This is a genomic window from Streptosporangium nondiastaticum (assembly GCF_003011965.1).
GTDB classification, from domain to species: Bacteria; Actinomycetota; Actinomycetes; order Streptomycetales; family Streptomycetaceae; genus Streptomyces; species Streptomyces nondiastaticus.
Genome location: NZ_PXWG01000170.1, coordinates 1 through 12,802, shown reverse-complemented (window position 1 = coordinate 12,802; position 12,802 = coordinate 1). Strand labels below are relative to the sequence as shown.

General features: G+C 71.6%; 12 protein-coding genes and 1 tRNA gene. 10 read left to right on the top strand and 3 right to left on the bottom strand.

Translation table 11 applies throughout. The features are described 5' to 3' along the window. From B7P34_RS32315 to B7P34_RS32305, 3 genes are all read left to right on the top strand, one after another. A partial coding sequence (locus B7P34_RS32315) for an AIM24 family protein (protein WP_146166992.1) occupies positions 1 to 1,070 on the top strand: 1,070 nt, incomplete at its 5' end. 17 nt (positions 1,071 to 1,087) lie between these two features. Beyond that, positions 1,088 to 1,771 carry an AIM24 family protein gene (locus B7P34_RS32310; protein ID WP_030366218.1) on the top strand — a complete coding sequence of 228 codons (684 nt, stop codon included), beginning with the start codon at positions 1,088 to 1,090 and terminating at the stop codon, positions 1,769 to 1,771. A 17-nt stretch (positions 1,772 to 1,788) separates the two neighbouring features. Beyond that, entirely contained in the window at positions 1,789 to 2,547 is a 759-nt protein-coding gene (locus tag B7P34_RS32305) for an AIM24 family protein (RefSeq protein WP_106681732.1), read from the top strand. An 81-nt stretch (positions 2,548 to 2,628) separates the two neighbouring features. On the opposite strand, the gene B7P34_RS32300 is transcribed toward B7P34_RS32305, so the two are convergent. Continuing rightward, positions 2,629 to 3,150, bottom strand: a complete 522-nt coding sequence (locus B7P34_RS32300; protein ID WP_106681731.1) for an NUDIX hydrolase — start codon at positions 3,148 to 3,150, stop codon at positions 2,629 to 2,631. Next, entirely contained in the window at positions 3,147 to 4,550 is a 1,404-nt protein-coding gene (locus B7P34_RS32295; protein ID WP_106681730.1) for a zinc-dependent metalloprotease, read from the bottom strand. Before B7P34_RS32295 ends, B7P34_RS32300 begins: the two co-directional genes overlap by 4 nt. Positions 4,551 to 4,741: 191 nt before the next feature. On the opposite strand from B7P34_RS32295, the gene B7P34_RS32290 reads away from it, so the two are divergent. The 4 genes from B7P34_RS32290 (at position 4,742) to B7P34_RS32280 (ending at position 7,994) form a co-directional block, all read left to right on the top strand. Beyond that, a complete protein-coding gene (locus B7P34_RS32290) occupies positions 4,742 to 5,869 on the top strand; it encodes an SDR family oxidoreductase (RefSeq protein ID WP_030366222.1) in 1,128 nt (375 codons plus the stop codon). A gap of 137 nt (positions 5,870 to 6,006) precedes the next feature. Next, positions 6,007 to 6,465 carry a molybdenum cofactor biosynthesis protein MoaE gene (locus B7P34_RS32285; protein WP_223268449.1) on the top strand — a complete coding sequence of 153 codons (459 nt, stop codon included), beginning with the start codon at positions 6,007 to 6,009 and terminating at the stop codon, positions 6,463 to 6,465. Positions 6,466 to 6,613: 148 nt separating this feature from the next. Then, positions 6,614 to 6,784: a hypothetical protein gene (locus B7P34_RS37810; RefSeq protein ID WP_169748815.1), complete on the top strand. Its 171-nt coding sequence runs from the start codon at positions 6,614 to 6,616 to the stop codon at positions 6,782 to 6,784. A gap of 124 nt (positions 6,785 to 6,908) precedes the next feature. Beyond that, on the top strand, positions 6,909 to 7,994 hold the full coding sequence (locus tag B7P34_RS32280) for a YlbL family protein (RefSeq protein WP_106681728.1): 1,086 nt from the start codon (positions 6,909 to 6,911) through the stop codon (positions 7,992 to 7,994). Positions 7,995 to 8,126: 132 nt separating this feature from the next. Here the strand turns inward: B7P34_RS32280 and B7P34_RS32275 are convergent, their stop codons facing one another. Then, a complete protein-coding gene (locus B7P34_RS32275) occupies positions 8,127 to 8,726 on the bottom strand; it encodes a PPA1309 family protein (protein WP_223268448.1) in 600 nt (199 codons plus the stop codon). Between the two features lie 132 nt (positions 8,727 to 8,858). Between B7P34_RS32275 and B7P34_RS32270 the strand changes: the two genes are divergently transcribed. The 3 genes from B7P34_RS32270 to B7P34_RS32260 all read left to right on the top strand — a co-directional run. Next, positions 8,859 to 11,753: a UPF0182 family membrane protein gene (locus B7P34_RS32270; protein WP_223268447.1), complete on the top strand. Its 2,895-nt coding sequence runs from the start codon at positions 8,859 to 8,861 to the stop codon at positions 11,751 to 11,753. Between the two features lie 41 nt (positions 11,754 to 11,794). Continuing rightward, positions 11,795 to 11,868 (top strand) — tRNA-Met (locus tag B7P34_RS32265). Positions 11,869 to 12,194: 326 nt separating this feature from the next. After that, the coding region (locus B7P34_RS32260; RefSeq protein ID WP_353620287.1) for a tetratricopeptide repeat protein at positions 12,195 to 12,802 on the top strand (608 nt) is incomplete at its 3' end.

Below are 12,802 nucleotides of genomic sequence, written 5' to 3'. Positions count from 1 at the left end.
CCCACCAGGCCCACACGCCGCCGCCCCACCAGGGCTTCCCGCCGCCGCCCGGCAGCACCCCGCCCCCGGCGCCGCCCGCCGGGCAGATGCACGCCGCGCCGACCCTGGCCGCGGGGATCGCCCCTCCGGGCTTCTTCAATGACCCGGGCGCCTCGTCCGGCGGCCAGTTCCCGCCGCCGCCCGGCCCGCCCGGCGTCCCCGGCCAGCCGGCCCCGTACGGCCAGCAGCCCGCCCCCTACGGCCAGCCCGGCCATCAGCAGCCCTACGGCCAGCCGCCCCAGGCACCGCACCAGCAGCCCCAGCAGCATGCTCCGTACCCGGGCCAGCCGTACCCCGCGGCCCCGCAGCACGGTCAGCCCTACCCGGGCCAGCCCGCCCCCTACGGCCAGCCGGCCGGCGCCCCGGGCGCGGCAGGCGTCCAGGCGGCCCTGCAGAAGTACCGCGAGGTGCCCACCGGGCAGCGCTGGACGCTGCAGAACCCCAAGCTCGTCCGCGCCGACCTCGGCGTCGACGGCCAGCCCGTGCTCGCCCGCCAGGGCAGCATGGTGCTCTACCAGGGCAAGGTCGAGTTCGGCTACAAGGGCGCCGGCTTCGCCGGCCGCATCGTGGGCAACGCCACCGGCCAGGAGCTGCAGCTGATGCGCTGCACCGGCCGCGGCCAGGTCTTCCTCGCCGAGAACGCCGCCCACGTGCACCCCATCGAGCTCCAGGGCGACGCCATCTGCGTCTCCGCCGAGTCCGTGCTCGCCTTCGACGAGACGCTGCAGCACGAGGTCCGCCGGATCGAGGGCCACGGCATCCCCGGCGGCGCCCTGTTCACCATGCAGTTCCAGGGCCACGGCACCGTCGTCGTCAAGACCCACGGCACGCCCGTCGTCCTGCCGGTCACGCCCACGACCTACGTGGACAGCAACGCGATCGTCGCCTGGTCCGCGGGCGCCCAGGTGATCATCTCCAGTCAGGTGAGGCTGCGCCGCAGCTCCTTCCCGGGCCACAGCGGAGAAGCAGTGAACCTCCAGTTCCGGGGCGCTCCCGGCAACTTCGTCGTCGTCCAGCCCTACGAGGTCTGAGGGAGCCCGCGAAGACCATGAACCAGACACCGATCCAGGGCTATGCCCCCACCCCCGTCACCGCCCGCATGGAGAACCACGGCAGCAGCATGCTGAAGGTCGCCATGCAGACCGGGCAGGACCTCTTCGCCCGCACCGGCTCGATGGTCGCCTACGAGGGCTACGTCCAGTACGACCCGAACCCGCCCGCGGTCCGCCAGATGGCCTCCCAGTGGCTCACCGGCGAGGGCATGCCCCTCATGCGCTGCCACGGCGACGGCCTGCTCTACCTCGCCGACTACGGCGCGGACGTCGTCTGCCTCCAGCTCAACGGCGACTCCCTGTCCGTCAACGGCACCAACGTGCTCGCCTTCGACGCCCACCTCCAGTGGGGCGTCGAGCGCGTCAAGGGCATGGCCAAGTTCGCCGGGCAGGGCCTGTTCAACGTCGGCATCAGCGGCACCGGCTGGGTCGCCCTCACCTCCCGCGGCACCCCGATCGTCGTGGACTGCGGGCGCGGCGACGACGAGACCTACGTCGACCCCGACGCGCTCGTCGCCTGGTCCAGCAACCTCAGGATGAAGGGCAAGCGCAGCTTCAAGGCCTCCTCCCTGATCGGCCGGGGCAGCGGTGAGGCCTACCAACTGGGCTTCTCCGGCGAGGGCTTCGTGGTCGTACAGCCCAGCGAGGACAGCACCGACCGGCTCCGGGCGCGGGGCTGAGGGGGAACGAGGACACCATGCAGAGCCCGCTTTTCGGCTTCACCGAGGCCCAGACGCAGGACCGCTACGCCCTGCAGAACCCGCAGATGCTGCGCGTCTCCCTCACCGGCCACGACGACGTCCTCGCCCGCAAGGGCTCGATGGTCGCCTACCAGGGCCTGATCGAGTTCGACGGCGAGTACCAGACCCGCGGCCAGCAGCACTCCCGCGCCCGCACCGGCGAGGGCCTCGACCTGATGCGCTGCTCGGGCCAGGGCACCGTCTACTTCGCCAACCTGGCCCAGCACGTCCACGTCGTCGACGTGGACCGCGACGGCCTGACCGTGGACGGCGCCTACGTCCTCGCGCTGGACTCCACGCTGCACTGGGAGACCATCGCCGTCGACAGCCAGTACGGGATCTCCGGCACCGGCTCGTACCAGCTCAACATCAGCGGCCAGGGCAAGGTCGCCCTGATGACCTCCGGGCAGCCCCTGATGCTGCAGGTCACCCCCGACCGGTTCGTCAGCGCCGACGCGGACGCCGTGATCGCCTGGTCGACGTCCCTGCGCGTGCAGATGCAGGCTCAGACGTCGTCCTCCGGCGTGTGGCGGCGCCGCGGCAGCACGGGGGAGGGCTGGGAGCTGAACTTCGCCGGCAACGGCTACGCCCTCGTCCAGCCCAGCGAGCTGCTGCCGCCCCAGGGCGCGGAGATCGGCCAGGGGCTCATGGCCCAGTACGGCCTCGGCCAGCAGGGCGCGCACGGGCAGAACCAGGGCAACATCTGGTCCAACTGAGCCCCGGCAGCACGCCGCAGGGCACACGTAAGGGGCGGTCACCATGGGCGACCGCCCCTTACGCAGCACATCAGATGGCTGTTACAGGCGCTCCAGCGTGCGCCGCAGCAGCTCCACCACCGAGCCGTCGGCGACGTCGCCCACCTCGGCGTACGGGAACCAGCGCAGGTCCAGCGACTCGTCGCTGATGACCGCCGTCGCGCCCTCGGGCACCAGCGCCGCGTACTGCACGTCCAGGTGCCAGTTGCAGGGCGACGGGATCGGGTGCCGGTCCAGCCGCACGGGGCCGCCCGGCAGCAGCGTCAGGCCGGCGATCCCGGACTCCTCCGTGGCCTCCCGCAGCGCGGCGGCCTCGACCGTCGCGTCACCGGGCTCGCAGTGGCCGCCCATCTGCAGCCACATCCGCAGCTTGCGGTGGAGCGTGAGCAGCACCCGCCCGCGCGAGGGGTCGATCACCAGGGCGCTCGCCGTGACGTGCCCGGCCTCACAGGGCTTCCACATGCCGTCCGGGTGGGCCGCCAGGTGGTCCAGGTAGAGCCCGCGCAGCTCCTCCTGGCCCGCGTACTCCTTCAGCACGCGGACCGCGTCGTCGTGCAGGCTCACTTCTTGTCGTCACCCTCGCCCTCGGGCTCGTCCTTGCGCTCCTGCCCGCCCTTGGCGGCCTCGCCGAGCATCTTGTCGATCTCGGAGAAGTCCAGGTGCTCGCGGTGGACGAAGCCGTCCGGGTCGTCCAGGTCGGCCGCGGTCGGCAGCATGTCGGGGTGCTCCCAGAGGGCGTCACGGCCCTCCGGGCCGCGCGCGTCCGCCAGCGAGGCCCACAGCCGGGAGGCGTCCCGCAGCCGGCGCGGCCGCAGTTCCAGGCCGATCAGCGTGGCGAACGTCTGCTCCGCCGGGCCGCCGGAGGCGCGCCGCCTGCGCAGCGTCTCGCGCAGGGCGCCGGCCGACGGCAGGTGCGGCGCGGCGGCCGCGTGCACGACGGCGTCCACCCAGCCCTCGACGAGCGCCAGGGCGGTCTCCAGCCGGGCCAGGGCCGCCTTCTGCTCCGGCGAGTCCTCCGGCTGGAACATGCCCTGCTGGAGGGCCTCCTGCAGCTGCTCGGGGTGGGTGGGGTCGAGCTGGCCGACCACGTCCTCCAGCTTGGCCGTGTCGACCTTGATGCCGCGGGCGTAGCCCTCGACGGCACCGAAGAGGTGCGAGCGCAGCCACGGCACGTGCGCGAAGAGCCGCTGGTGGGCCGCCTCGCGCAGGGCCAGGTAGAGCCGGACCTCGTCCAGCGGGACGCCCAGGCCCTCGCCCAGCGCCGCGATGTTCACCGGGAGCAGCGCGGCCTTGCCCGCGGGGCCCAGGGGCAGGCCGATGTCGGTGGAACCGACGACCTCGCCCGCCAGCACGCCCACGGCCTGGCCGATCTGCGTGCCGAACATGGCGCCGCCCATGGAGCGCATCATGCCGAGCAGCGGGCCCGCCATGGCCTGCATCTCCTCGGGCAGCACGCCGCCCATCGCCGCGCCCACGCGCTCGGCGACCGGGTCCACGAGCTCCTTCCACACCGGGAGGGTCGCCTCGACCCACTCGGCGCGGCTCCAGGCGACCGCCGTGCCCGAGCCCGACGGCAGCGACGTCGCGCCGTCGAGCCACAGGTCGGCCAGGCGCACGGCCTCCTCGACCGCGGCCCGCTCGCCGGACGTGACGCTCGCGTCCTTGGTGCCGTCGGCGGTGCCCTGCGCGACGGTCTTGCGGGCGATGTCCTTGGCCATGTCCCAGTTCACCGGGCCGCCCTCGTAGGAGAGCATCTGCCCGAGCTGCTGGAAGGCCGCCCCGAGATCACCGGGGTTCATCGACCCGAACATCGCGGCGAAGGGGTTGTCCCCGGCGCCCGGCCCGCCGAACCCGAACGGATTCGCAGGCCCCTGGCCGCCCTGGCCCTCGCCCTTCTTCTTGCCGTCGCCGCCGTTCTCGGGCTCCTCCGGCGGAAGACTGAATCCGAATGGGGTGTCACTCACGGGTTTCCTCGGCTCGTAGGGCCGCCGGCACACGACCGGCGGCGAATGCCCGACATCACCACCAGCCTAGACACCTCACCGGTATCCGGGCTTGGTGCTTCGCCGACCCGGGGCCTGCGGCAGGATGGACGTCACCTGGTCCGTACGCGTCATCTCTCGTACGTACTGAAGACAACCGCTGGAGACGCCCGGTGAGTTCCCCCGACCCAGAAGTTCGCGCAGCGCGAAACGGTTCCGCGCGAGACAGTACGAGCCCGCACGGCGGCCGACGGCCCGTCGTCGCGGTCACCGGTGCCGCGCGCGGCGTCGGCGCCCTGCTCACACAGCGGCTCGCCGTGTCCGAGCACATCAAGCAGGTCGTGGCGATCGACGAGCGCCGCGGCGACGTGACCGAGGCGCAGTGGCACGTGCTCGACGTCCGCGACCCGGCGATCGCCGAGAAGCTGCGCGGCGCCGACGTCGTGGTGCACCTCGCGCTCGACCTCGACCTGGAGACCGACCCCGCCGCCCGCACCGCCTACAACGTGCGCGGCACCCAGACCGTCCTGACCGCCGCCGCGGCCGCCGGGGTGCACCGCGTCGTGCTGTGCACCTCCGCGATGGTCTACGGGGCCCTGCCCGACAACGACGTGCCGCTCGCCGAGGACGCCGAGCTGCGCGCCACCGCCGAGGCCACCGGCGTCGGCGACCTGCTGGAGATCGAGCGGCTCGCCCGCCGGGCGCCGCGCGCCCACCCCGGTCTGAACGTCACCGTCCTGCGGCCCGCGGTCCTGGTCGGCGGGACCGACACCGCCCTCACCCGCTACTTCGAGTCGCCCCGCCTCCTCGTCGTCGCCGGATCCCGGCCGACCTGGCAGTTCTGCCACGTGGAGGACCTGGTCAGCGCCCTGGAGTTCGCCGCCCTGGAGAAGGCCGAGGGCGAGCTCGCGGTCGGCTGCGACGGCTGGCTGGAGCAGGAGGAGGTCGAGGAGCTCTCCGGCATCCGCCGCATGGAGCTGCCCTCCGCCGTCGCCCTCGGGGCCGCCTCCCGGCTGCACCGCCTCGGCCTGACGCCGTCGCCCGCCGGCGACCTCGAGTACACGATGCACCCGTGGGTGGTCAGCGGGAGCCGGCTGCACGAGGCGGGCTGGCGCCCGCGCTGGACGAATGAGGAGGTCCTCGCCGAGCTGCTGGAGGAGGTCTCCGGCCGGCACACGGTCGCGGGCCGCCGCCTCGGCCGCAAGGACGCCACCGCCGCGGGCGCCGCGGGGGCGACCGTGGCACTGCTGGGCACCGCCGCGCTCGTCCGCCGGGCCCGCAAGGCGCGCCGCCGGCTCTAGCGGCCTTCCGGGCCCTCCGGGGGCCCCGGGCCCGCACGGGCCCCGCGCAGGCCCGTAGGACCGTCCAGGAGCCGTCTCGTACGTCCGTTTGAAAGGCCGGTGCTCGCCCGGGCCCTCCGTACGGCACGATGGGGGCCATGGCCCGTACGTACGATCACCCCGGCGAGCTCGCCGCGGCGGACCCGGTCCGCCTGCTGGCGGTGCGCGACACCCCCCTGTCCGTGGACGAGGTCTTCTCGGCCGTGGGCGACGACGCCGCAGGAGGCACCGCCCTCTTCGTGGGCACGGTGCGCGACCACGACGGGGGCGCGGGCGTCCGGGCGCTCGGCTACTCCGCGCACCCCACCGCGGAGGCGGAGCTGCGCCGCGTCGCGGAGAAGGTCGCGGCGGACTTCCCGGTGCGGGCGCTGGCGGCGGTGCACCGCGTGGGCGATCTGGAGATCGGCGACCTGGCCGTCGTGGTGGCCGTCTCGTGCCCGCACCGCGCGGAGGCGTTCGAGGCCTGCCGGCGGCTCATCGACGACCTCAAGCGCGAGGTCCCGATCTGGAAGCACCAGGTGTTCCAGGACGGGACGGAGGAATGGGTCGGGGTATAGATCCCCGCAAACCGGTCCGGCAGGGGAATGGCCTGAAGGATCACCTCCGGTTGCGTAACCGGCCCCCTGACGTGAGCGTTGAGTGTGCGAAAGACTAATCTGCTCATCGGTCTTTTCAGTGGCGGTGTCCGGGGGTCGGGAGGTCGGTATGTCGGCACTCGTGTGGTTGCTGATTCCGGTTGCCGCGGCTGTCGTTGCTCTGCTCTGGGGCACCTGGGCCGCCCGTAACCGCAAGGCCGGGGACATCTCCGAGCTCGCCGGCTACGCACGGTTCCGCGAGGCGATGGAGCGCTCGGATTCCGGTACCGGAGTCTCCTGACGCGCCCCCCGGCTCGCGCCGGAGCGCGGGCCCGGAGGCAGGAGCCCCCGGCGGCCTTCCCGCCCGCTCCCCGGACGGACCGCCCCGCGGGTGGACTGTCAGACCCGTCCCGTACTGTCGTTCCATGCCCCGCCGCACCGCGACGATGCTCGCCTCCCTCTTGATGCTGATCGCGCTCCTCTGCGCGGGCGTGCTGATTCCCGTGCCCTACGCCGAGATGTCGCCCGGGCCCACGGTCAACACGCTCGGTGAGCACGGCGGGGAGCCGGTCCTGCAGATCTCCGGCCACAAGACGTATCCGACGACCGGCAACCTCAACATGACGACGGTCCGCGTCACCGGCTCCCAGTACCGGATGAACCTGGTGGAGGCGGTCTACGGCTGGATCGCGCACGACAACCTGGTCGTCCCGCACGCAACGCTCTACCCGGACGACAAGACGCCCGACGAGCTCAACCAGGAGACGGCGGAGGAATTCAGCCAGTCGCAGGAGAGCGCCAAGGTGGCGGCGCTCAAGCAGCTGGACATCCCGGTCGGCACGCGCACGGTGGTGGCGTCGGTCGTCAAGAACAGCCCGGCCGAGGGGCAGCTGCACGCCGGCGACGTGATCAAGGCCGTCGACGGCACGGAGATCAAGCAGCCCGGCGACGTCGCCAAGCTGGTCACCAAGCACCAGCCCGGCCAGAAGGTCACCTTCCGGATCGTTCCGGCCAAGGAGGCCGCGGCGGCCGAGAAGGAGAAGCGGCAGCCCGCCGGCGAGCAGGACGTCGCCCTCACCACGGCCAAGGCGCCCGACGACAAGCGGGCCGTGGTCGGCATCCAGGCCGGGACGGACCACACCTTCCCGTTCACGATCAACATCAAGCTGGCCGACGTCGGCGGGCCGAGCGCCGGGCTGATGTTCGCCCTCGGGATAGTCGACAAGCTCACGCCCGGGGACCTCACCGGCGGCAAGTTCATCGCCGGCACCGGGACCATAGACGACAACGGCAAGGTCGGCCCGATCGGCGGCGTCGAGATGAAGACGGTGGGCGCGCGCAACAAGGGCGCCCAGTACTTCCTGACGCCGAAGGACAACTGCGCGGCCGCGGCGAAGGACAAGCCGGCCGGGCTCACGCTGGTCAAGGTCGACACCATCGGCGACGCGATCGGGGCGCTGGAGAAGATCCGCGCGGGGGACCCGGCGAAGCTGCCCCTCTGCACGCGCTGACAGCCTCGAAGGCCGAAGGCCGAAGGTCGAACGCCGAAGGCCGGACAGGCTGAGAACCAGCCTGTCCGGCCTTCGGGACTCCCGGGGAGCCCGGGGAGCCCGGGGGAGCGGAATCACCCGGACCGCGCGCGACTAGTCCTCGAACGTCGCCGCCAGCGCCTCCGCCAGGCCCGGCACCAGGTCCGGGCCGGTGAGGACCTCGGTCGGCGAGTCCTTCTCGCGCAGCCGCACCGCGGTCTCCCGCGCGCCGTCCCGCAGCACGGCGACCGTCATCCGGACCTCCTGCCGCTCCGGGTGGGCGGCGACCCACTTGGCGAGCTGCTTCTCGCTCATGCCGTTGGGCACGGTGCCCTCGGCGGACGGCGGCAGCATCAGCCGCTCCACGGTCAGGGCGCAGCCCGTCACCGCGTCGGGCCACGCGATGGTGCCGAGGAACTTGTCCAGGGGGGTGCCCGCCGGGATCTCGTCCTGCTCGATCGGGGTCAGGGAGCCGGCCTGGGTGCTCTCGTCGAGCCCGAGCTGGTCGGCGAGGCCGGGCTCCTGGGCGCGCAGCTTGCCCGTGTCGACCAGGGCGAACAGCCGGGCGGGCTGGTCCCAGCCGAGGCCGGAGGCGTACTGGTCGATCTCGAGAACGGCGCGGGTCAGCGGGCTGGCCGCCATGGGGACGTCGCCGCCCGGGCCGCCGGGGCCGGACGGAAGGGAGGGGTCGGGGGTGCTGGAAGTGCTGGACATGAGCAATATCGTGCCCTGAGAGGGACCGAAAACGGGAACTGAGTAAAGCCTCGGTAAGTTGCCACCTTGGGCCCTAGTATCGCTGGGCCCTGATCGACAGCTCCACTCACAGCGAACTTCGAGGTGCGCACCTTGGCTTTCCAGATGCCGGACCGCGGCGGAGGCCCGACAGGGCCACGGATCAGAGTCGGCCGGCCGTCCCGGCGGATCCGGACCCTGCTCACCACGCTGGGCGTGCTGGCCGCACTGGCCATGCTCTTCGTGATGTTCGCCGGGTTCTGGACGGACTGGCTCTGGTACCGCTCGGTGGACTACTCCTCGGTCTTCACCACCACCCTCGGCACCAAGATCGGCCTGTTCGCGGTCTTCGGCCTGCTGATGGCGCTGGCGGTGGGGACCAACATCTGGCTGGCGCACCGGCTGCGGCCGCCGCTGGCCGCGATGTCGATGGAGCAGCAGAGCCTCGACCGCTACCGGATGAGCATCGCGCCCTACAAGAAGTGGGCGCTGCTCGCGGTCACCGCGCTCGTGGGCCTGGTCGCGGGCGCCTCGGCGGCCGGCCAGTGGCGCACGTGGCTGCAGTGGGTCAACGGCGTCTCCTTCCACCAGAAGGACCCGCAGTTCCACAAGGACATCTCGTTCTACACCTTCGACCTGCCCTGGTACCGCTTCCTGCTGAGCTTCGGCTTCGCCGCCGCGGTGCTGTCGCTGATCGCCGCGGCCCTGGTGCACTACCTCTACGGCGGCCTGCGGCTGACCAGCCCGGGCCACCGGGCGACGGCCGCGGCCACGGGGCACCTTTCGGTGCTGCTCGGCATCTTCGTGGGCCTGAAGGCCGTGGCGTACTGGCTGGACCGCTACGGCCTGGCGGTGAAGTCCAGCGGCCTGAAGTCCACCGACGGCTGGACGGGGCTGCGCTACGTCGACGCCAACGCGTACCTGCCGGCCAAGACGATCCTCTTCATCATCGCGCTGATCTGCGCGGTGCTGTTCTTCGCCACGCTGTGGCGGCGCACCTGGCAGCTGCCGGTGATCGGCTTCGGGCTGATGGTGCTGTCGGCGGTGCTGATCGGCGGGCTCTACCCGGCGATCGTGCAGAAGTTCCAGGTCCAGCCGAACGAGCAGGCCAAGGAAGCGCCGTACATCAAGAAGAACATCACGGCGACGCGCGAGGCGTACGGCATCGACAAGGCCGACATCCAGGACTACCCCGGCCGCAACAACGTCGAGGACAAGGACCGGGAGAAGCTGCGGGCCGAGGCCAACACCACGGCCAGTCTGCGGCTGCTCGACCCGAACATCGTCTCGCCGACCTTCCAGCAGAAGCAGCAGGTCAAGGGTTACTACCAATTCCCGTCCACGCTCGACGTCGACCGTTACAAGAAGGACGGCAAGGAGCAGGACACGGTCATCGGTCTGCGCGAGCTGAACATCCGGGGCATTCCCGAGCGCAACTGGATCAACGACCACTTCAAGTACACCCACGGGTACGGCGCCATCACCGCCAAGGGAACGGCCGTCACGAGCGAGGGCGAGCCCGACTTCACCGAGAACAGCCTGCCGACGACGGGTGACCTCGGAAAGTACGAGCAGCGTGTGTACTTCGGCGAGAAGACCACCCAGTACTCGATCGTGGGCGGCCCCCAGCAGGAGCTGGACTACTCCAGCGACAAGGGCGAGAAGAGCTACACCTACCAGGGCAAGAGCGGTGTCAGCCTCTCGAACCCGGTGAACCGTGCCGCGTACGCCGTGGCCTTCGGCGAGCCGCAGATCCTCTATTCCGGCGCGATCGGCGACGGTTCGCGGATCCTCTACAACCGCACGCCCAAGGAGCGCGTCGAGGCGGTCGCCCCGTGGCTGACCATCGACGGCGACGCCTATCCGGCGGTGGTCGACGGCCGCATCCAGTGGATCGTGGACGCCTACACGACCTCCAACGGCTACCCGTACGCCTCGCGGACGACCCTCGGTGACACCACCGCGGACTCGCTCACGACCGGACAGCGCGCGGTCGTGGCCCAGCAGAACCAGGTCAACTACATCCGCAATTCCGTCAAGGCGACCGTGGACGCCTACGACGGCACGGTGAAGCTGTACCAGTGGGACACCAAGGACCCGGTCCTCAAGACCTGGATGAAGGCGTTCCCCGGCACGGTGAAGGCGAAGAGCGACATCGCCCCGGCCCTGATGGACCACCTGCGCTACCCGCAGGACCTCTTCAAGGTCCAGCGCGAACTCCTGACCCGCTACCACGTGACCAACCCGGGCACGTTCTACACGGGCAGCGAGCGCTGGGAGGTCCCGGACGACCCGACCACCAAGAAGGGCAATGCGGTCCCGCCCTACTACCTGAGCATGAAGATGCCTCGCCAGGAGAAGCAGGCGTTCTCCCTGACGACGACGCTGACCCCGAAGTCGAGGGAGAACCTCGGGGCCTTCATGGCGGTCGACGCGGATGCCACGAGCCCCGACTACGGCAGGATCAGAATCCTGAAAATGCCGTCGGACAACCCCGTCTCGGGCCCCCAGCAGGTGCAGAGCAACTTCAACAGCGACACGAAGATCGCCGAGAAGATCAACGTCCTGAAGAGGATGGGCGGCGATTCCGAGGTCGAGTACGGCAATCTGCTGACCGTGCCCCTGGGTGACGGGTTGTTGTACGTGGAACCGGTCTATGTGCGGGGCGCCGGCACGAATTACCCCCTGCTGCGCAAGGTGCTCGTGACCTACGGCAAGAACACGGCCTTCGAGGACACCCTGGAGCAGGCCCTGGACGCGGTGTTCGGCAAGAAGGCGGATTCCGGCACCACACCGCCGGAGAAGCCGTCCACACCCACCCAGGACCCCACCGTCAAGCAGGCCCTGAAGGACGCCCAGGACGCCTTCGCGGCGAGCCAGAAGGCCCTGGAGGGCAAGAACTGGGCGGAGTACGGCAAGGCCCAGGACGCCCTGAAGGAGGCCCTGGACCGGGCCGCCAAGGCCGAGGCCAAGGCTGCCGAGAAGGCGGGCGGCAAGCCAGGAAGTTGATCAAGCTCCCCCCGCGCCGTGGTACGGTTGTTCCACAACAGCGCGGGGTGGAGCAGCTCGGTAGCTCGCTGGGCTCATAACCCAGAGGTCGCAGGTTCAAATCCTGTCCCCGCTACTTCATGACAAGGCCCGGAGTCCGGCTACGGACTCCGGGCCTTGTCGTTCCCGGACCCCGCCGGCCACCCCGGCCGTGCGGTGTCCGGGTGACGCGGACTGTGCGGGTTGTGTGCGGGGCTTCTGTGGAGAGTTTGGAGCCCCGTCGTGTCGGGAAGTCGGGAAGTCGACAAAACGCTGAAGTGACCTCACTGGCTGCGGTATACCAGGTGTACGCGGGTTGCGGGTGGTGCGACGATGGGGCTTATGGGGGACAGGACGACGCTGTGGGAGACAGGCCGGCTTGTAGAGGCTCCCGGTGACGGGAGCGAACAGGAAATGCCGGGCGTGCCGGGAGTGCGCCCCGGCACGGCGGACTCCGCCGACGCCGGCGACGCCGCCGACCTCGAGCTGGAGACCGCCCGCCGCCGTGCCGCGGAGGGCGGCGACCCCGCCGCTCTGAGCATGCTCGGTGCCCTGCTGCTGCGCCGTGGAGACCTCGACGGGGCGGAGCGCCACCTGCGGGCCGCCACGGCCGAGGGCGACCGCTCCGCCGCCAACAACCTGGGCGTCCTGCTGCACCAGCGGGGCTACGCCGACGAGGCCGCGGGGTGGTGGCGCATCGCCGCCGTCGCCGGGTCCCCGGCCGCCGCGCACGCCCTCGGCCGCTACCACCGCGAGCGCGGCGACGAGCCCGCCGCCGAGTACTGGCTGCGCCAATCGGCTGAATCCGGGCACGCCCTCGGCGCCTACGCCCTCGCCGACCTCCTGGAGCACCGCAGCGACGTCGGAGCCGAGCGCTGGTTCCGGGCCGCGGCCGAGCGGGGCCACCGCGAGGCCGCCTACCGCCTCGCCCGCATCCTGGACGGCCGCGCGCCGCGCTCCCGCGCCGAGAGCCTCGGCCCCGGCGGCGTCGAGACCTCCGTCCGCGAGCTGCGCGCCGCCGCCGCGGGCGG